This window comes from Pseudomonas sp. BS3767, assembly GCF_900099665.1.
Lineage (GTDB): Bacteria > Pseudomonadota > Gammaproteobacteria > Pseudomonadales > Pseudomonadaceae > Aquipseudomonas > Aquipseudomonas cerasi.
Genome location: NZ_FNCX01000010.1, coordinates 26,517 through 46,519, shown reverse-complemented (window position 1 = coordinate 46,519; position 20,003 = coordinate 26,517). Strand labels below are relative to the sequence as shown.

Genomic DNA, 20,003 nt, shown 5'->3' with positions numbered 1-20,003 from the left:
TCGTAGGCAAGGCATTGGTCTGATGTAAGATCCATTTTTGATAGTTTCAATAGGGCCAATGCATGCCTGATGTCCCCGTTGCGTTTCCGTCCACGCTCACCGGTATCGCGCTGGACCCGAATCAGGGCCTGAGCAAGCAGCTTTATAGCCTGTTGCGCCAGCAGGTCCTCGATGGGCGCCTGAGCAGCGGCACGCGCCTGCCAGCCAGCCGCGATTTGGCACATTCACTGGGCATCTCCCGTAACAGCGTGATACGGGCCTACGACCAGCTGTATGCCGAGGGCTTCATTGAAGGGCGCGTTGGCGACGGCACGTATGTCGCGCAGCTCTCTGAAGCAAACTCTTCGCCTCGACGGGCAAGCCGTAAAAAACTATCCACCAACTTACCCACAGGTGTATCCACAGGCTTACGCACAGGTTTGTCCACAATCGCGGCTGAAATGCCGTCAGATTCCTCCTGTGAAGTTATCCACAACCCGACACGCGCGCTGCTCGAAAAGCATCGTTTGCATGAACCACCAACGGGTAGGCCGCGGGCCTTTCGGGTAGGCGTACCGGCGTTCGATCTTTTCCCCTTTGCCTTGTGGGGCAAGCTGTATGCCGCTTTTTGGCGCAAGCCGGACCTTGCTCAGCTCGGTTATGGGTCAGCGGCGGGAGACTCGCGGTTACGTGAACTGATTGCGGTCTACCTGCGCTCATCGCGTGGGCTGCATTGCAGTGCTGAGCAAATTGTGATCACCAGTGGTGCACAGCATGCGATCAGCCTTTGTGCACAGTTGCTTCTTGCCCCGGGCGAGGGCGTCGCCGTTGAGAATCCGGGGTATCGGGCGGCCGGTCATGCGTTTGCACTGGCAGGTGCCCGATTGCACGGGGTGGCTGTGGATAACGAAGGCATGCGTTGCGCCGACCTCGAGCAGGCAGACTGCAGCCTGGCCTACGTGACACCTTCACACCAGTACCCGACCGGCGTGGTGATGAGCCTGGCAAGGCGCTTGGAATTGCTGGCCTGGGCCGAGAAACACCAAGGCTGGATTGTCGAGGATGATTACGACGGTGAGTATCGCTACAGCGGTTCACCATTGGCGCCTCTGGCCGCGCTCGACCGCAACGCGCGCGTGCTCTACGTCGGGACGTTCGGCAAAATCGCCTTCCCGGCGCTGCGCCTCGGGTATCTGGTTTTGCCAGAGCAACTGGTGCCGATGTTCAGCCAGCGCAAGGCCGTGGACATGCGCCATACTGAAATTGGCGTTCAGGCGGTCATGGCGCAATTTATTGCGTCGGGTCATTTCCAGCGACACATACGTCGCATGCGGCGCGCGGCGCTCAGTCGGCGCAATGTGCTGCTGGATAACTGGCCTGCCGATATTCCGGGATGCGCGACAATGCCCAGAGGGGTTGCCGGGCTGCATGTCATGGTCAAGGTCGACAGCGTGGCGCGTGAGCAGGCGCTGATTGCCAAGGCCAATGGCGTCGGGGTCGAAATGAATGCCCTGAGTGATTACTGGCTGCCTGATTCCACTGAGCCTGTGGATAACCGGGCCGGGCTGGTGCTGGGGTTTGCCGCAGTGCCCGAGTACGAGATGGTCGAGGCATTGAACAGGCTGCGCGAGGTCTGGTCCGAGTAGTCCCGTTGGCAGGCGTATAATCTGTGCTTTCTGTTACCTGTCCTTGAGATACCCATGAACAACTCTCTTACTGCAACACCCGGACGCAAGTTCGGCGCGCCGCTGGCCGCGCTGTTCCTGCTGCTGATGGGCGCCCAGTTCCTTCTGCTCAGTGTCGGCACCCGTCAGGTGATGCTGTGGATCGTCGGCGCGGCGTTGGGCGTAACGCTGTATCACGCGGCATTTGGTTTCACCTCGGCCTGGCGGGTGTTCATCCGCGAGCGGCGGGGTGCAGGCCTGCGCGCGCAAATGGTCATGCTGGCGGTCGCCGTTGTGCTGTTTTTCCCGGCACTGGGCGCGGGCACGCTGTTTGGCCAGCCAGTCACTGGTCTGGTTGCTCCGGTCGGGATTTCGGTTGTCGTCGGCGCGTTCATTTTCGGCATCGGCATGCAGCTGGGCGGTGGCTGTGCGTCCGGCACACTGTTCACTGCCGGTGGTGGCAATGCGCGGATGCTGGTGACCTTGCTGTTTTTCATCCTCGGCTCACTGATTGCCACCCATCACGTCGACTGGTGGTTTGCCCTGCCTTCGTTCCCGGCGGTGTCGGTGGTCAAAACCTTCGGCGTGCTGCCTGCGCTGCTGGTCAATCTGGCGCTGTTCGGCTTGATCGCCCTGGTGACCGTCAAGCTCGAAAAGCGCCGTCATGGCCAGCTTGAAACGCCGCCAGCCACGGACCATCGCGGTCTGAGTCGTGTGCTGCGCGGGCCGTGGATTCTGGTCTGGGGCGCTGTCGCGCTGGCGCTTCTCAATTACGCAACGCTGGCGTTGGCCGGTCGTCCGTGGGGCATCACCTCGGCGTTCGCGCTGTGGGGTGCAAAAGCGGCCAGCGGGCTGGGGGTAGACGTCGGCAGCTGGGTGTTCTGGCAGAGCGCTGCCAACGCCAAGGCGCTGGCGGCTCCGGTGTGGGAAGACATCACCAGTGTGATGGACATCGGCATCATGCTCGGTGCCTTGCTGGCGGCAGGTCTGGCAGGTCGTTTTGCACCCAGCCTCGATATCCCCACGCGCTCGCTGGTGGCGGCGGTCATCGGCGGCTTGCTGCTGGGCTACGGTTCGCGACTGGCCTACGGCTGCAACATCGGTGCGTACTTCAGCGGTATCGCATCCGGCAGCCTGCACGGCTGGCTGTGGCTGGTAGCGGCCTACGCCGGTAACGTCGTTGGTGTCCGCCTGCGGCCGATTTTCTTCACCGGCGAGCGTCCACAGGTGGCTCTTAATGGCTGCTGAAAACGTCTGAAACCCCGAGACAAGCGGGCCGCTTGCGAACCAACTGCCGGTTTCGTATTCAAAGGCCATGCGGTAACTGTGCGTATGCGGTTCGCTTATTTTTCGATGGGGTGGTTCTTTTGCAGCAAACGATCATTTCGAAAATCCGTTTTCTCGGCAAGACCATCGGCTACGTAGGATGGTCGCTTTTCTGGCTGTTGATCTGGGACGTGATTGTCACGGTCGACTTCATGCTCTACCTGGAACGCAAGATCACCTTGCCGTCCATGCCGTTGACCCTGCTGGGCTCGGCGCTGGTGGTGCTGACCAGCTTCCGCAACTCAAGTGCCTATAACCGCTGGTGGGAAGCCAGGACGCTATGGGGTGCGCTGGTCAACAGTTCACGCAGCTTCGCTCGGCAAGTGCTGACGCTGGTCGAGGATGACGACGGGATCAACCCGGTCAAGGCCACACTGTTGCGTCGCCATGTCGCGTATGTGAAGTGCCTGTCTGCGCACCTGAAGGGCGCCAAATGTGGTGATGAGGTTCAGATGCTGATTCCTCGCGAGGAATTTGAACGTCGTCACGACACCAACAACTTTCCCAACGACCTGCTCAATACGTCGGCTGCGCTGTTGGCCAAGGAGTATCAGGCCGGGCGGCTGGACAGCATTCGTCTGGCACGTCTGGAGTCGACCATGGTGGACATCTCCAATTGCCAGGGCGGCATGGAGCGTATTGCCAATACACCGTTGCCTTATCCGTACGTAGCCTTTCCGCGCCTGTTCATCACGCTGTTCTGCCTTATCGTACCGATTGGTCTGGTGGAGACCCTTGGCTGGTTCACGCCGCTGGCGTCGACGGTGGTGGGTTTCATGCTGTTGGCGATCGAGAAGATCGGTACTGACCTGCAGAGCCCGTTCCGTGCCAGTGAACATGAGATTCAGATGACGGCGTTGTGCGAAAACATCGAGCGCAATCTGGATTCGATGCTCAGGGGCGCGCAGGAAGAATGCAAGGCTTCATGAAGGGGTGAGGCGTCGCGCGAGTGCGTGACGCCTCGGGTAAAGCAGAAGTAGCCGCTTAACGCAGCTCGCCACACAGGTCCAGTTCGACCAGGCGCCGTACTTCCTCGGTCGTCAGGCGTGCGCCCAGCAGCGCATGCAGCTTGCCGAGCGCGGCCTCACGGGTCATGCCACCACCGGAGAGCACGCCTGCACCACGCAGTCGGCTGCCCGCTTCGTAGACATCCAGTTCGACACCGCCCTCATGGCACTGGGTAATCGCGACCACACAGACACCCAGCGCTCGGGCGTTCTCCAGACTGGCCAGAAATTGCGGATCGTCACTTGGGCCTGTGCCGCTGCCGAAGCACTCGAGCACCAGACCGCGGATACCGCTATTGATCAAACCGTCCAGCTGAGCAGCACCGACACCCGGAAACAGTGGTAATACTGCGACCTCTGCCAGTGTCTTCGGCTGGCGATAGTTCAATGCGTCAGGGAGCGAAACCACCGCATGGCCGCCACGCGAGCGTTGCAGCGGTGCGAACGGTTGACGGCCGAAGCTGCGAATTTTCGCGCAGCGTACAGGTGTCATCAGTTGCCCGTGAAAATACAACTGAACGCCTGACACCAGACCCGACCCCAGCGCCAGCAGGGCGCCGTTGACGTTTTCCCAGGCATCGCTGTCCTGCACGCCGGCAGGCAGCATAGAGCCGGTGAACAGCACCGGTGCGCTGAACCCCAGCAACTGGAAGCTCATCGCCGCTGCGCTGTACGCCAGGGTGTCGGTGCCATGCAGAACCAGCACCGCATCGCAACCGTCGACCTCAACCGCCTCGATCACCGCCTCGCGCAGACGCAACCAGTAGGAAGGCGTCATGTTGGCGCTGTCGATCAGCGGCGACATCTCGCGAAAGTGCCACTGCGGCACCACCAGTTCCGGGTGCTCGGCCAGTTGCCCGGCCATTCGCGCTTCGAAACCGGAGGCCGGTGCCAGGCCGTTGGCGCTGGCCTGCATCCCAATGGTGCCGCCGGTGTAAAGAACCATTACGCGTTGGGCTGGTTGTTGTGCGTCATGAGGCATGGCTCTACTCCGGCGTAGTGTCGCGGTGGTTATCGTGCTTCGGGTACAGGCTTGGCTGCCGCTTCGGCGTCCTGTGTCGACTGACGGGTCGGATTGGCCGGCCATGCGTTGCGGTCCAGGTCCAGATCAGGGAACTGACTGGAATCGAACACCGGCGTCTTGACCCCGGCCCGGCGTTGCGCATCGTAGTCGTTCAAAATGCGCTTGACGACTTTGAACAGCATTGCGAGCGCGATCAGGTTGACGAACGCCAGCATGGTCATGGTGATGTCGGCGAACGCCAGTACATCTTTCAGGTCGACGACGGCACCCCACATGATCAATACCAGCACCGCGATACGGTAGATGATGATGGTCTGGATCTTCTCGCCAAACAGGAACCGCAGGCTGTTTTCGCCCAGGTAGTAGTTGTAGAGAATCGAGGTGAAGACGAACAGGGCCAACGCTACGCTGATGAAGATTCTGCCCCAGTCACCGACTACGGCTGCCAGCGAGTTCTGTGCCAGAACGATACCGTTGCCGTCGTAGCCGATGTCGTAGATACCGGACAGAAGAATCAGCAAGGCGGTGCAGGTGCAGATCACGAAGGTGTCGAGGAACACGCTGAACGCCTGAACCACGCCCTGCGCTACCGGGTGCTCGACGTGTGCCACGGCAGCCACGTTGGGCGCACTGCCCAGACCGGCTTCGTTGGCGAAGACGCCACGTTTGACGCCCATCACGATCGCGCTGCCGATCAGGCCGCCGAATACCGGATCAAGGCCGAAGGCGCTTCTGACGATGGTCATCAGCATGCCGGGAACGTGGTCGATCTGCAGGACGATGACGTAGATGGTGACCGCGATGTAGATCAGGGTCTTGACCGGAACCAGCAGGTCGGAAATAGCCGCGATACGCTTGATGCCACCAACGAAGGCCAGGCCCAGCAGTACGACCAGACAGATGCCGGTGGTTCGGGTGTCGACGTTGAACGCACTTTTCAGCGAGTCGGTCACAGCGTGCGATTGCAGGCCGTTGAAGGCAAAACCGAAGGTCACCAGCAGCAGTACGGCCATGACCATGCCCAGCCAGCGTTTACCCAGACCGTGCTGGATGTAGAACGCCGGACCGCCACGGAACTGGCCTTCGGAATCCTTGCGCTTGTAGAGCTGAGCGAGGGAGCACTCGATGAAGCTGCTGGCCATGCCGACCAGTGCGGTCACCCACATCCAGAACACGGCACCCGGACCGCCGAGCGTCACGGCAATGCCGACGCCTGCGATGTTACCGGCACCGACGCGGCCCGCAAGGCTGAGCATCAGGGCCTGAAACGAACTCAACTGGCCCGCGCTGCTGCGCAGACTGTCGCGAAAAACCGAGAACATGTGGAAAAAGTGTCGAAACTGAACGAAACGCGAGCGGATCGTGAAGTAACTACCCAGGCCTACGATAAGTACGATCAGTACTTTACCGGAGAGAAAGTCGTTAATCATTTCCAGCATTTTTGTTATTCCTCGCTACTTTTGAGGGGGCGCACTATACCGGTGCAAAGTTTTTACGTCTGTAGTCGCTTTCTTGTACGGCTGATTCTTCATTCGCGACGATGAATGAATACTTCCACGGATGGCTCCGCAAAAGTGGTGTGCCGAAGGCTCTGGGTCCAGTGTCGGAGCCCTTTGCTGCGGGCAAAAAAAAGGGTCTGGAGAATCACTCCCAGACCCTCAAAAAATTGAGGGGTGTCTAGGCCCTCAATCTGGTGAGCAGGTTGCGCAGGTCATTCCCTGTCAGGCCTTCAAGGGGGCCAGACGGGGAGCGATCATGTTTTCCGGGCGCAGGATGTCGTCGAGCATGGCGTCGTCGAGCAGACCTTCTTCACGCACCAGTTCCAGCACGCCGCGGCCGGTTTCCAGCGCGATGCGGGCGATACGGGTGGAGTTTTCGTAACCGATGTAGGGGTTCAGGGCGGTGACCAGACCGATCGAATGCTCGACCAGCTCGCGGCAGCGCTGTTCGTTGGCGGTGATGCCGACGATGCAGTGCTCGCGCAGCATGTCCATGGCGCGCTGCAGCAGACGGATCGAGTCGAAGATCTTGTAGGCGATCAGCGGCTCCATCACGTTGAGCTGCAGTTGTCCGCCTTCGGCAGCCATGGTCAGCGACAGGTCGTTGCCGATGATTTCGAAAGCAACCTGATTGACCGCTTCCGGGATCACCGGGTTGACCTTGCCGGGCATGATCGAGCTGCCTGGCTGGCGTGCCGGCAGGTTGATTTCGTTGATGCCGGTGCGCGGGCCGCTGGACAGCAGGCGCAGGTCGTTGCAGATTTTCGACAGCTTGACCGCGGTACGCTTGAGCATGCCCGAGAACAGCACGAAGGCGCCCATGTCGGAGGTCGCTTCGATCAGATCGGCAGCAGGCACCAGAGGCTGACCGCTGATGAGCGCCAGACGATCGACCGCCAGCTTCTGATAGCCGGGGTCGGCGTTGATGCCGGTACCGATGGCGGTTCCGCCCAGGTTCACTTCGGTCAACAGCTCGGGTGCCAGGCTGCGCAGGCGGTTGAGGTCTTCGGTCAGGGTGGTGGCAAAGGCGCGGAACTCCTGACCCAGGGTCATTGGAACGGCGTCCTGCAACTGGGTGCGGCCCATCTTCAGCACATGGTTGAATTCTTCGCCCTTGGCGGCGAAGGACTGAATCAGGCTGGACAGGCTGGCGAGCAGGGCGTCGTGACCCAGCAGAAGACCCAGACGGATCGCGGTGGGGTAGGCGTCGTTGGTCGACTGCGCCATGTTGACATCGTTGTTGGGGTGCAGGTGTTTGTATTCGCCTTTCTCGAAACCCATGGTTTCCAGAGCGATGTTGGCGATGACTTCGTTGGCATTCATGTTGGTGGACGTGCCGGCGCCGCCCTGAATCATGTCGACCACGAACTGATCATGGAAGTCGCCGCGGATCAGGCGGGCGCAGGCCTCGCTGATCGCCGCATGCTTGGCGTCATTGAGGTGTCCGAGCTGATGGTTTGCATCTGCTGCCGCCTGCTTGACCATGGCCAGCGCGACTACCAGTTTCGGGTAGTGCGAAAGCGGCACGCCGGAGAGGTGAAAGTTGTTCACCGCTCGCAGGGTCTGGATGCCGTAATAAGCGTTGGCAGGTACTTCGAGAACACCAAGCAGGTCTTTTTCGATGCGCGATGATGCAGGCGAGGACATGATAAAAAAAGTCTCAAAAAGGCACGGACAATGCCGGAACGCCACGAATAGTGGGCTTGCCGTCTTCGATTGACCAATGCTGTTAAACGCTGGCCTATGCAATAACGGCATAATCAGCGCGTGACCTGGATTCCGTTCAGTGCGTAAAGGGGGCAAAATGTCGCACCGGTGCGCTTCTTCGGTCACATTTGCTGCGCCGTCAGGGTATGTATCCGCCTCGCTTCGCCGGGCGTCCCACCAGGACGCTGCAAACTGGTGCCGCAGGGCACGCGCAATTGCCTGTCGAAGCCGTCATCCATTGTCCGGGAGGACCTGATGAATCTGGAAAGCAAATGGCTGGAGGATTTCAGCGCCCTGGCGGCCACTCGCAGCTTTTCTCAGGCCGCCGAGCGTCGCTTCGTGACTCAGCCGGCATTCAGCCGGCGTATTCGCAGTCTTGAGTCGGCATTGGGGCTGACACTGGTCAATCGCTCGCGTACGCCCATCGAGTTGACCGCTGCCGGACAATTGTTTCTGGTCACGGCCCGTACCGTGGTCGAGCAACTGGGCGAAGTCGTGCGTCATCTGCATCACCTGGAAGGCGGGCAGGGCGAGGTCATGCAGGTGGCTGCGGCGCACTCTCTGGCACTGGGGTTCTTTCCGCGCTGGATCGCCCAATTGCGCAACGAAGGGCTGAACATTGCCACCCGGCTGGTGGCAACCAATGTCGGCGACGCGGTGCATGCGTTGCGCGAAGGTGGCTGTGATCTGATGCTGGCGTTCTACGATCCCGATGCCGCGCTGCAGATGGACGCCGAAATCTTTCCCTCGCTGCATTTGGGCCACACCGAGATGTTGCCGGTCTGTGCCGCCGATGCCGAGGGGCGGCCGTTATTCGATATGGAAGGCGAGGGCAGTGTGCCGCTGCTTGCCTATAGCGCCGGGGCCTTTCTCGGGCGGTCGGTGAACCTGTTGTTGCGTCAGCGCAATCTGCGCTTCACGACGGTTTACGAGACGGCCATGGCCGACAGCTTGAAAAGCATGGCGCTGGAAGGGTTGGGGATTGCCTGGGTGCCGCAACTGAGTGTGCGCGCCGAGCTGGCGCGCGGTGAACTGGTGGTGTGTGGCGGACCGCAGTGGCATGTGCCGCTGGAGATCCGCCTGTACCGCTGCGCACTGGTGCGCAAGGCCAACGTGCGCCTGTTGTGGCGCAAGCTTGAAGGTGCGGCGGCGCCAGATTCCCGGTGACAAGCGCCGCTCCTGGCGATGCCGGAGAGCGACCCTGGTCTGCTCAGGGAAATCTGTTCAGATGATCAGCAATGATTTGCTTGTTGGCGTCGCTGTAGACATAGCAATTGGAGCGTATTTTTTCGTGGCTTTCGATGATATTCGTCTGACACCACCATCCCCCCTTATAGATAACCTCTGCGGCCTCATGAGTGCCGCCGAGCATATGGCCCAGCTCGTGCGCGGGGATTGCGAATGTTTCCAGTGAGGCTATGCCTGTGTAGCTTTTGTCGGTGCTGGCGCCCAGAGTCTTTGAGTTGATCCTGTTCTGAGTCAACAGCAGGTACTTGGTGGTCGCGTTGCGCTCCAGGCCGTGGTCGATGACATACCGATCCATCCTGTTTTTCCAGGCGTAATAGGTTTCGTCTACATCGTCGCTCTGATAAGCGAAGTCAGTAAGGCCCGGGACGTCGCGAATGAACGCCAATCGCACATAACGACCCGTGAAGCTTTCCAGATCTTTTATGAGCCAGGCGAAGTAGTCCTGGCGTAGTTCCTGGGTGCCGTGATGTGACGTGTCGTTGTGGAGAACCAGGTACAGGGTCAACGGTTGCCTGGAGGCGCTATTGTTGGCCCATGCCGCATGGCTCAGCGCCAGCGCACATAGCACCAGACAGCTTGTATATTTCTTGATCATCACACTCATCCTTGAGTAGGTGGATTGTGGCCGGGCCGTGTGTAGTCCGGTGCCGGAGATCTAATAGCAACTGGCGTTGACAGGAAATCAGGATCGACATCTATCGCAGTAGCCCTTGTTTGATTAGTGTGCAGTACAAGTGCCGACTCTCTGCCGGATTTTTCCGTGCTGCCTTCCGCTATAAAAACCTGGACGGTTGAGCGTATGGGGGCTGTCATCCTGGCGCTTTGCGGTATACTGCGCGGCCTTTGGCCGGTTAAACCGGTCATTATTCGTACAACAAGCCACGCCGGTTCCCCCGCGTGGCTTGTTGTTTTCAGACGCGCCTGCGGGCGCCCGATGAGAGGCACGACGATGAGCGCACTGGTTGGCGTGATCATGGGCTCCAAGTCCGATTGGTCCACCCTTAGCCACACCGCCGATATGCTGGAAAAGCTCGGCATCCCTTTTGAAGTCAAGGTGGTGTCAGCGCACCGCACACCGGATCTGCTGTTCCAGTACGCCGACGAAGCGGAAGGCCGTGGTATTGAAGTGATCATCGCCGGTGCTGGTGGTGCCGCTCACTTGCCGGGCATGTGCGCTGCCAAGACCCACCTGCCTGTGTTGGGCGTTCCGGTGCAGTCTTCAATGCTCTCGGGTGTCGACTCGCTGTTGTCGATCGTGCAGATGCCGGCCGGTATCCCGGTCGCGACCCTGGCGATCGGCAAGGCGGGTGCAATCAACGCAGCGCTGCTTTCAGCGAGCATCCTCGGCGCAAAGTACCCGCAATTCCACGCAGCGCTGAAGAAATTTCGCACTGAACAGACAGACAGCGTCCTGGACAATCCAGACCCACGCCACGCCTGAGGTTTTTCCATGAAGATCGGTGTAATCGGTGGCGGCCAGCTGGGCCGCATGTTGGCATTGGCAGGTACGCCGCTGGGCATGAACTTCGCCTTTCTCGATCCTGCGCCGGACGCCTGTGCTGCGGCACTTGGCGAGCATCTGCGTGCCGATTACGGCGATCTGGATCATCTGCGTCAGTTGGCGGATGAAGTCGATCTGGTGACCTTCGAGTTTGAAAGCGTTCCGGCCGAGACCGTGGCGTTTCTGTCACAGTTCGTACCGGTCTATCCGAGCGCCGAAGCGTTGCGCATTGCGCGTGACCGCTGGTTCGAAAAGAGCATGTTCAAGGACCTGGGCATCCCGACGCCGGCATTCGCCGATATCCAGTCGCAGGCCGACCTGGATGCTGCAGTAGCCAGCATCGGTCTGCCTGCCGTGCTGAAAACCCGCACCCTGGGTTATGACGGCAAGGGCCAGAAGGTCCTGCGTTCGGCAGCCGATGTGGTCGACACATTCGCCGAGCTGGGCAGCGTGCCGTGCCTGCTGGAAGGCTTCGTACCGTTCAGCGGTGAAGTGTCGTTGATTGCCGTGCGCGCGCGTGATGGCGAGACCCGGTTCTACCCGCTGGTGCACAACACGCATGACAGCGGCATCCTGCGTCTGTCCATCGCCAGCACTGATCATCCTTTGCAGGCACTGGCCGAAGACTACGCCGGCCGCGTCCTGAAGCAGCTGGATTACGTGGGCGTGCTGGCATTCGAATTCTTTGAGGTCGACGGTGGCCTGAAAGCCAACGAGATTGCGCCGCGCGTCCACAACTCCGGTCACTGGACCACCGAAGGCGCCGAGTGCAGCCAGTTCGAAAACCACCTTCGGGCGGTTGCCGGTCTGCCGCTGGGCTCTACAGCCAAGGTCGGTGAAAGCGCCATGCTCAACTTCATTGGTGAAGTGCCCGCAGTGGACAAGGTCATCGCTGTCGAAGACTGCCACCTGCATCACTACGGCAAGGCGTTCAAGGCTGGCCGCAAGGTCGGACACGCCACGGTTCGCAGCGCTGACCGCGCAACGCTGGATCGTCAGGTGAAGTTGGTAGAAGCGCTGATCAAAGGCTGATCAGGCCCACGGCTAGCGTGCCGATGCTCCGCGTTGGCACGCAGTTTCAGGAGACGCCGCGTCCTTTTGCGACACGGAGCGTCGAGAACTGCATTCCCACGCAGAGCGTGCGCAACGAGCGTTTCTAACTGTCGTGCCGATGCTTCGCGTTGAAGCACTGTTCGAGACGCCTGGCCTCCGTTCAGGTAGGTTCAGCCCCGTCATTCATGAAGAATTCTCCACCCCGAAGCAAACTGGCCATTGCGCCGGAACCATTCCCTCTCGTCGTTCTCAGATAGCAGTAGGTCGGGGCTGCTGTCAGCCCGGGCGTATTCACTTAATACAGAGGGAAATGGCATGGGTATCATTGGAACCATCTTTATCGGCCTGATCGTTGGTCTGTTGGCTCGCTTTCTGAAGCCGGGCGACGACAGCATGGGCTGGATCATGACCATCGTGCTGGGTATCGCCGGTTCGCTTGCAGCCACTTACGGTGGTCAGGCGCTGGGTATCTATCAGGCAGGCGAGGGTGCAGGTTTCCTCGGCGCGCTGGTAGGTGCAATCATCCTGCTGGTTATCTACGGCATGATCAAAAAGAAATAACGCTTAGGCGTCAGCCCTCTGTTTTACAGTGCGCAGAGGGCTAGAATGCTCGGCAACTTTCCACCCCTTTGCCGAGCTTTATCATGCGTCGCTTCCTGTTGATGACTCTTCTGCTGTTATCCGCGCTCTGCGGTCCCGCATACGCCCAGTTGCCGGAAACCGACTGGCTTGAGCTGATGCCCAAGTCCGATCAAAAAGCCCTCGAAGCCATGCCCGAGATTGACCACAATTCTCCGGAAGCCATGGGCACGTTCGACAGCAAGGGTGGACTGAAGCAGAGCAAGGGTTTGCCTGCAGTCATGTATTCGACCAAAACCGTCCCGGCAATGAACGGCAAGACGATTCGTCTTGGCGGCTACCCTGTGCCTCTCGAAACCGACGCCAAGGGCCGCAGCACGCTGTTCTTCATCGTGCCTTATCCAGGCGCCTGCATTCACGTTCCACCACCGCCGCCTAACCAGCTGGTGCTGGTGCGTTACCCCAAGGGTCTGAAACTGGATGATATCTACACACCACTGTGGGTAGAAGGCACCCTGAAAATCGAGAAGGTCAGTAACGACCTTGCCGATGCTGCGTATGCGATGGATGCCTCAAAGGTCCGCGTGGTGGTTGAGTCGGACCTTTGATGGGCTTGATCAATTACTGATCAGAGCGCCTCGCTCCAGATACTCACTCCCAGAACATGCATCTGGTCCGGTGCCAGGGTGACCACGTCGTCCAGCACGTTGGCGGTTTCGACGCAGACCATGCGCTGCCAGCCGTCTGCTGCCATGTCGGTGAACTTGCCGGTCTTCTCGATCCACGGGTTCCATAGGATGGCTGAGTTCGAGCCCGTGCTGCGGATGTGGATGCGTCGCTGCCACTGCGGGTCAACGATGCTGAGCACGCCTGGTGTGTCCTTGTAGATGCGGTCGGTTTCGCCTGTGAAGGTCAGGTCGCCGGTCTGCTCGCGTTCTTCCCAGTTTGCCAGGGTTTCGATGTAACGCAGGCCGTCGAGCCCTTCGACGCTGACCTGACGTACATCGCTGACTGCGAAATAGGTATGCAGCGCCTGGCTGATCACCACAGGCTCAGTGCCACAGTTGTAGCTGACCAGACTGACATTCAGTGCGTGGTCCAGACGAATGCTCAATTTCAGGGCGACATTGTGCGGCCAGCCCGGCAAGTGGCCTTCGGCCTCGGGAAGGACGAACTCCACCAGCAGTGCATCGCCATCTGCGCCGATACCCAGCAACTGCCAGTCGAGCGCTCGCACTTCGCCATGTGCCTTGGCAGGTTCGCTGCTGTCGCGCATGGCCTGCACGCTTTGCGGGTTGCGCTCCAGATTGCCGAACCACGGCCAGCAGATCGGCATGCCTGCACGAATGGGTTTGCCGCGCTTGAAAACGGCCTCTTCGTTCAGCCACACCAGCGGCTGCTGCCCGGCCACTTGATAGCTGAGGATGTGTGCGCCTTGTTGCGCAACCAGCAGCTCTGCTTCGCCGTGGCAAATACGCCAGCAGTTCAGCTCATCGTAAAGGATGGATTCAACGGTGGGTTCAACCGGGGATGTTGGCATGCAAAGTTCTCACTCAATGACCGTGACGAAAATAGACCGCTTCATGCAGGGCGAGTTTAACCGGGCAGCCAACCTGGAGCCGAGCGACAATTTACCGTCGCGCGGGAACCGAGCGCGTCCGGCCGCTGGCATCTATGGCCACGAATACGAACGCGGCCTCGGTGACCTTGCGCCATTCGCTGGTGAGCGGGTCGTCGCTCCACACTTCGACCATCATCTTGATCGAGGTGCGTCCGACTTCCAGGGTGCGGGTATAGAAGGAAAGCTGTTCGCCGACCGCGACCGGGACCAGAAACGCCATGCGATCGATGGCCACGGTCGCCACGCGGCCACCCGCGACTTTGCTGGCCATAGCTGTGCCTGCCAGGTCCATCTGGGACACCAGCCAGCCACCAAAGATGTCGCCAAAGCCATTGGTTTCGCGGGGAAGGGCGGTGATTTGCAGTGCAAGGTCGCCTTGCGGGGTTGGATCTTCTTGTTCGAGCTCGATCATGCCTAGGGTGCCTCTGACCCATGACTCTCATTATTGTATGCCGCGGTTAACAGGTGCCATTCAAAACCATGAGCATGAACATTATGTGTTCAGCGCCGGTGTGGCCCAAAGGGAAACTCTGCGAAACCCGCTGATTCAGACGTTTTCGCACAACTTCCCAAGGCTGTTGACGACTTGCGAGTATATCGGGCGTTGCGTCATAGAACGACCGTGGGGTCTTCATTTTGTGTCAGTGGCAGTTCTGCCATGTGTTTTTTGTAGCAATTTGCTATCTTGCTGGACCTCTACAGGTGACAAGACTGCCTGTACACGCAATTTTGGTGCCTATCTGCGCCGTTGCTCCCGACAATCGCTTCTGCACGGCACCCCGCAGCAGCCAGCGTTGCTGTCGCTCGCCCCTTTTCAAAGAACACGTAAAGAGAAGCCTTGTCATGTCATCTGTTCCTCCAAGTTCCACGCAGCCTGCGCGGCCTTTGACTCGCAGCGATTACAAAACCCTTTCGCTGTCGGCCCTGGGTGGCGCGCTGGAGTTCTACGACTTCATCATTTTCGTGTTTTTCGCGGCGGTGGTCGGCAAACTGTTTTTCCCGGTGGACATGCCCGACTGGCTGCGCATGATGCAGACGTTCGGCATTTTCGCCGCCGGTTATCTGGCGAGACCCCTGGGCGGCATTATCATGGCGCACTTCGGCGATCTGCTGGGGCGCAAGAAAATGTTCACGCTGAGCATTTTCATGATGGCGGTGCCGACCCTGATCATGGGTCTGCTACCGACGTACGCACAGATCGGCATGTGGGCGCCGATTCTGCTGTTGTTGATGCGCGTCATTCAAGGTGCCGCCATCGGCGGTGAAGTGCCTGGCGCCTGGGTCTTCGTGTCCGAGCATGTGCCTGCACGGCGTGTCGGGTATGCCTGCGGCACCCTGACCGCGGGCCTGACAGCGGGCATCCTGCTGGGCTCGCTGGTCGCCACGGCGATCAACAGCATCTATACCCCCGTCGAGGTATCGGATTACGCATGGCGTATCCCTTTCCTGCTGGGTGGCGTGTTCGGTCTGATGTCGGTGTATCTGCGTCGCCTGCTGCATGAAACGCCGGTGTTTGCCGAGCTGCAACTGCGCAAGGCACTGGCCGAAGAGGTGCCGCTCAAGGCGGTACTGCGTGATCATCGTGGCGCCGTTGCGCTGTCGATGCTGATGACCTGGTTGCTGTCTGCCGGCATCATCGTCGTGATCCTGATGACACCGACCATCCTGCAAACCATCTATGGCTTTCCGGCCGCTACCGCGCTGAAAGCCAACAGCCTGGCGATTGTCTTCCTGAGCGTGGGTTGCATCGCTGCGGGCGCGCTGGCGGATCGTTTCGGCGCAGGCTGGGTGTTTCTGCTGGGCAGCGCAGGTTTGCTGGTCAGTTCCTGGACGTTCTATCACATCCTCGGCAGCCATCCGGAAGTGCTGTTCCCGCTGTATGCCGTGACCGGTCTGTTCGTCGGTACGATCGGCGCAGTTCCTTACGTCATGGTCAAGGCATTCCCGCCTGTGGTGCGCTTCTCGGGGCTGTCGTTCTCCTACAACCTGGCGTACGCGATCTTCGGCGGTCTGACGCCGATGGTCGTGACCTTCATGCTCAAGAGCAGTCCGATGGGGCCGGCGTGGTACGTCGCGATCCTCTGCGGTCTGGGCATGGCCATCGGTGTGTTTTTGCTGAGCCGAAAGCGCTGATCATCAGCCGCTGCTGAATCGCTCGGGCACCGCTACAGCCAAAGGCTATCTACCTGCACAGGTCGATAGCCTTTTCATCTTATTGTCATAATCAATTCATAGAGTAGTCATAAGACTGGCCCAAAAAGGCTCGTGGACACCTACACACCCTGCCAGGAGCGCAAGGATGACACTCAAGCGTTTGATGACTGCACTGACATTGGTTGCCGCCGGAGTGACGGCAGCCAATACGCTGGCTGCGGTCGACCCTGCCATCCAGGCCTATACCAGGACCTCCGGTGTGTCGGGCAATCTCTCCAGTGTCGGCTCCGATACCCTGGCAAATCTGATGACCCTGTGGGCCGAGGCCTACAAGAAAGAATACCCGAGCGTGAACATCCAGATTCAAGCGGCCGGCTCCTCCACGGCGCCACCCGCGCTGACCGAGGGCACGGCCAATCTGGGCCCGATGAGCCGCAGGATGAAGGACGGCGAGCTGTCGGCTTTCGAGCAGAAGCATGGCTACAAGCCCACTGCCATCCCGGTCGCGGTGGATGCTTTGGCGGTTTTTGTGCACAAGGACAACCCGATCAAGGGCCTGACCCTGCAGCAAGTGGACGCGATCTTCTCCGCGACCCGCCTGTGCGGCGCCAGGGCAGATGCGAAAACCTGGGGTGATGTCGGCGTGACCGGCGATCTGGCAGGGAAACCGATCCAGTTGTTCGGTCGTAACTCAGTGTCGGGTACCTACGGTTATTTCAAGGAAGAAGCGCTGTGCAAAGGCGACTTCAAGGCCAACGTCAACGAGCAGCCCGGCTCTGCTTCGGTGGTCAGCGCGATCAGCAATTCGCTTAACGGCATCGGTTATTCGGGCATCGGTTACAAGACATCCAACGTCAGAACTGTGCCGCTGGCGAAGAAGGAAGGGGGCGAGTTTGTCGAAGACAGCGAAGCCAATACCCTGAACGGCAGTTATCCACTGTCGCGCTTCCTTTATGTCTACGTGAACAAGGCGCCGAACCAGCCCTTGGCGCCGCTGGAGGCCGAGTTTGTAAAACTGGTGCTGTCGAGACAGGGCCAGGAAGTGGTGATGAAGGACGGTTACATCCCGCTGCCCGCCCGTGTCGTCGAGAAGACGCTGGCCGATCTTGGCCTGCAGGGCGCGGGTGGCGTGGCGGTAAAGTAGTCACGTACGCGTTGGAGCGGGGCTCAATGGACTGGCCTGCATACAAATTGAACAGTCCGCCGCCGGTTTCGCAGGCAGCGGGCTTTCTTGCGTCACCTTGCTGTAATGTTTCTGTCATACAAGGCGTCTACGGTGTGTGCGCATGAATGAGCTGTTCAAATCGACGATGGACCAGAGCTCGCCTCCAGCGCGTATTGATTTCAATACGCCCGCGATGGTGCGCAAGCGTCGTGTCCGTGCGTTTACCGACCGGCTCACTCACTGGTACGTCGCCATTGGCGGCCTTGCTGTGCTGGCTGCCATTACGCTGATCTTTTTCTACCTGGCCTATGTCGTTGCGCCGCTCTTCAAAGGCGCCAGCCTGACCGCCGAACCTGCGCTGAATACCGCCTGGCTGCAGGATGCCGGCGCTCCGCTGATGATTACCATCGAAGAGCAGAACCAGATCGGCATGCGCATTTCCGACAAGGGCGAAGTGGTCTTTTTCAACAGCGAGGACGGCGCAGAGCTGCGGCGCATTGCCTTGCCGCTCCCTGCGGGCGTGTCCGTTGCGTCCATCGGCAAGGATCAGCCCGGCGCGCCCTTGATAGCCCTGGGTTTGTCCAACGGTCAGGTGCTGGTGTTCAGGCATTCTTACCTGACGACCTACCCGAACGATCAGAAAACCATCACCCCGAGCGTGGCCTGGCCTTACGGCGAAGCGCCCCTGGTACTGGATGAGGCCGGGCGTGCGGTCGAGCATGTCACCGTCAGTGCCGATGGCGACAGCCTGAAGCTGGCAGGGTCTACCGGCACTCAGTTGCATGTCATCTCGCTCGAACAGAAAGAAAACATGATGACCGGCGAGATGACCCGCGAGCAGACGCGTGTCGAGTTGCCGCAGATGTCCGCAGCGGTCAAGGCGATCTACATCGACCCGCGTCAGCAATGGTTGTATGTCATCAACGGGCGCGCGCAGGCGGATGTGTTCAGCCTGCGCGATCGCAGCCTCAATGGCCGCTATAAATTGCTGGAAGACGGCAACGCCGAGATCACGGCGAGCGCTCAACTGGTCGGCGGCATTTCGCTGATCATCGGCAACTCGAAGGGCAGTATGTCCCAGTGGTTCATGGCCCGGGACACTGACGGTGAGCAGCGCCTGATGCGCATCCGCGATTTCAGCCTGGGCAGCGCACCGATCGCGCAGATCAAGGCCGAGCAGCGCCGCAAGGGGTTCATCGCTCTGGATGCTTCCGGCAAGCTGGGCGTATTTCACAGCACAGCGCACCGCACCCTGCTGATCGACAAGGTCGCCGAGGGGCCCGGTATTCTGGCGTTATCGCCACGCGCCAACCGGATTCTGATTGAAAGCGCTGGCAAGCTGCTGCCGCTGACGCTGGACAACCCGCACCCGGAAGTCTCCTGGAGTTCGCTGTGGGGCAAGGTCTGGTACGAGAATTACGATGAACCCAAGTACATCTGGCAGTCCACGGCGTCCAACTCCGACTTCGAGCCCAAGCTGAGCCTGGCGCCGTTGACCTACGGCACGCTGAAAGCGGCGTTCTACGCCATGCTGCTGGCCGCGCCGCTGGCCGTGGCTGCCGCGATCTACACCGCCTACTTCATGGCCCCGGGCATGCGCCGCAAGGTCAAGCCGGTGATCGAATTGATGGAAGCGATGCCGACGGTGATTCTCGGCTTTTTTGCCGGATTGTTTCTGGCCCCGTATCTGGAAGGGCATCTGCCCGGCATCTTCAGCCTGTTGCTGCTTACGCCGATCGGCATTTTGCTGGTGGGCTTTTTCTGGACCCGCCTGCCTGATTCGTTTCGCTTGCGTATTCCCGATGGCTGGGAAGGCGCGATTCTGATTCCGGTCGTGCTATTGGTGGGCTGGTTTTCACTGAGCATGAGCCCGCATCTGGAGAACTGGTTCTTCGCGGGTGACATGAGCACCTGGATTCGTGACCACCTGGGTATCACCTACGATCAGCGCAATGCACTGGTAGTCGGCATCGCCATGGGATTTGCGGTGATCCCCAACATTTATTCGATTGCCGAAGACGCTGTGTTCAGCGTGCCGCGCAGCCTGACGCTGGGTTCGCTGGCACTGGGCGCGACGCCGTGGCAGACCCTGACGCGGGTGGTGATTCTGACCGCCAGCCCCGGCATCTTTTCCGCCTTGATGATCGGCATGGGCCGGGCCGTGGGGGAAACCATGATTGTGCTGATGGCGACCGGTAACACGCCGATCATGGACATGAACCTGTTTGAGGGCATGCGTACGCTGGCGGCCAATGTCGCGGTGGAGATGCCGGAGTCGGAAGTGGGCGGCAGCCATTATCGGGTGCTGTTTCTCGCGGCGTTGGTGCTGTTGATGTTCACCTTCGTGATGAACACCCTCGCAGAGCTGATTCGTCAGCGTCTGCGCAAGCAATACTCGTCGCTGTAAGGAAGGTAGGCGTTGGTGAAGCGGAACTCCCTCAGGAACTGGTTCAAAAGTGGCGCCCCCGGCGTCTGG

The 20,003-nt window shown here is 59.9% G+C and carries 17 protein-coding genes; 11 read left to right on the top strand and 6 right to left on the bottom strand.

The window, feature by feature from the left end; all coding sequences use genetic code 11:
* Positions 1-62 precede the first annotated feature (62 nt).
* The 3 genes from BLR16_RS23770 (at position 63) to BLR16_RS23760 (ending at position 3,898) form a co-directional block, all read left to right on the top strand.
* A complete protein-coding gene (locus BLR16_RS23770; RefSeq protein ID WP_074808985.1) occupies positions 63-1,625 on the top strand; it encodes a MocR-like pyridoxine biosynthesis transcription factor PdxR in 1,563 nt (520 codons plus the stop codon).
* A 54-nt stretch (positions 1,626-1,679) separates the two neighbouring features.
* Positions 1,680-2,891, top strand: a complete 1,212-nt coding sequence (locus tag BLR16_RS23765; protein ID WP_003432829.1) for a YeeE/YedE family protein — start codon at positions 1,680-1,682, stop codon at positions 2,889-2,891.
* 119 nt (positions 2,892-3,010) lie between these two features.
* Positions 3,011-3,898, top strand: coding sequence for a bestrophin family protein (locus tag BLR16_RS23760; protein ID WP_003316074.1), 888 nt, complete (start codon positions 3,011-3,013; stop codon positions 3,896-3,898).
* 55 nt (positions 3,899-3,953) lie between these two features.
* Here BLR16_RS23760 and BLR16_RS23755 read toward each other — a convergent pair whose 3' ends face one another.
* The 3 genes from BLR16_RS23755 to aspA all read right to left on the bottom strand — a co-directional run bounded on the left by BLR16_RS23755 (position 3,954) and on the right by aspA (position 8,146).
* Entirely contained in the window at positions 3,954-4,958 is a 1,005-nt protein-coding gene (locus tag BLR16_RS23755; RefSeq protein WP_003432830.1) for an asparaginase, read from the bottom strand.
* 29 nt (positions 4,959-4,987) lie between these two features.
* Positions 4,988-6,439 carry an alanine/glycine:cation symporter family protein gene (locus BLR16_RS23750; protein ID WP_003367965.1) on the bottom strand — a complete coding sequence of 484 codons (1,452 nt, stop codon included), beginning with the start codon at positions 6,437-6,439 and terminating at the stop codon, positions 4,988-4,990.
* A 282-nt stretch (positions 6,440-6,721) separates the two neighbouring features.
* Positions 6,722-8,146: an aspartate ammonia-lyase gene (aspA, locus tag BLR16_RS23745; RefSeq protein ID WP_003367966.1), complete on the bottom strand. Its 1,425-nt coding sequence runs from the start codon at positions 8,144-8,146 to the stop codon at positions 6,722-6,724.
* Between the two features lie 315 nt (positions 8,147-8,461).
* Here aspA and BLR16_RS23740 point away from each other — a divergent pair, with 315 nt between their 5' ends.
* Positions 8,462-9,373, top strand: a complete 912-nt coding sequence (locus BLR16_RS23740; RefSeq protein WP_003367967.1) for a LysR substrate-binding domain-containing protein — start codon at positions 8,462-8,464, stop codon at positions 9,371-9,373.
* 43 nt (positions 9,374-9,416) lie between these two features.
* Here BLR16_RS23740 and BLR16_RS23735 read toward each other — a convergent pair whose 3' ends face one another.
* On the bottom strand, positions 9,417-10,049 hold the full coding sequence (locus BLR16_RS23735; RefSeq protein ID WP_072365332.1) for a zinc metalloprotease: 633 nt from the start codon (positions 10,047-10,049) through the stop codon (positions 9,417-9,419).
* 354 nt (positions 10,050-10,403) lie between these two features.
* Between BLR16_RS23735 and purE the strand changes: the two genes are divergently transcribed.
* The 4 genes from purE (at position 10,404) to BLR16_RS23715 (ending at position 13,195) form a co-directional block, all read left to right on the top strand.
* Positions 10,404-10,895: a 5-(carboxyamino)imidazole ribonucleotide mutase gene (gene purE / locus BLR16_RS23730; protein ID WP_074808983.1), complete on the top strand. Its 492-nt coding sequence runs from the start codon at positions 10,404-10,406 to the stop codon at positions 10,893-10,895.
* 9 nt (positions 10,896-10,904) lie between these two features.
* Complete coding sequence (locus tag BLR16_RS23725) at positions 10,905-11,987, top strand: 5-(carboxyamino)imidazole ribonucleotide synthase (protein ID WP_003349746.1); 1,083 nt, start codon at positions 10,905-10,907, stop codon at positions 11,985-11,987.
* 336 nt (positions 11,988-12,323) lie between these two features.
* A complete protein-coding gene (locus BLR16_RS23720) occupies positions 12,324-12,569 on the top strand; it encodes a GlsB/YeaQ/YmgE family stress response membrane protein (protein ID WP_002555896.1) in 246 nt (81 codons plus the stop codon).
* An 83-nt stretch (positions 12,570-12,652) separates the two neighbouring features.
* Positions 12,653-13,195, top strand: a complete 543-nt coding sequence (locus BLR16_RS23715) for a DUF3299 domain-containing protein (protein WP_003367971.1) — start codon at positions 12,653-12,655, stop codon at positions 13,193-13,195.
* Between the two features lie 20 nt (positions 13,196-13,215).
* Here BLR16_RS23715 and BLR16_RS23710 read toward each other — a convergent pair whose 3' ends face one another.
* Positions 13,216-14,127 carry a D-hexose-6-phosphate mutarotase gene (locus BLR16_RS23710; RefSeq protein ID WP_003432833.1) on the bottom strand — a complete coding sequence of 304 codons (912 nt, stop codon included), beginning with the start codon at positions 14,125-14,127 and terminating at the stop codon, positions 13,216-13,218.
* A 91-nt stretch (positions 14,128-14,218) separates the two neighbouring features.
* Entirely contained in the window at positions 14,219-14,620 is a 402-nt protein-coding gene (locus BLR16_RS23705; protein ID WP_003316086.1) for an acyl-CoA thioesterase, read from the bottom strand.
* A 431-nt stretch (positions 14,621-15,051) separates the two neighbouring features.
* Between BLR16_RS23705 and BLR16_RS23700 the strand changes: the two genes are divergently transcribed.
* The 3 genes from BLR16_RS23700 to BLR16_RS23690 all read left to right on the top strand — a co-directional run bounded on the left by BLR16_RS23700 (position 15,052) and on the right by BLR16_RS23690 (position 19,934).
* Complete coding sequence (locus tag BLR16_RS23700; protein WP_003432834.1) at positions 15,052-16,341, top strand: MFS transporter; 1,290 nt, start codon at positions 15,052-15,054, stop codon at positions 16,339-16,341.
* A 166-nt stretch (positions 16,342-16,507) separates the two neighbouring features.
* Positions 16,508-17,506 carry a phosphate ABC transporter substrate-binding protein PstS gene (locus BLR16_RS23695; RefSeq protein ID WP_003367977.1) on the top strand — a complete coding sequence of 333 codons (999 nt, stop codon included), beginning with the start codon at positions 16,508-16,510 and terminating at the stop codon, positions 17,504-17,506.
* Between the two features lie 142 nt (positions 17,507-17,648).
* Complete coding sequence (locus tag BLR16_RS23690; RefSeq protein WP_054082249.1) at positions 17,649-19,934, top strand: ABC transporter permease subunit; 2,286 nt, start codon at positions 17,649-17,651, stop codon at positions 19,932-19,934.
* The last annotated feature ends 69 nt before the right edge of the window (positions 19,935-20,003 follow it).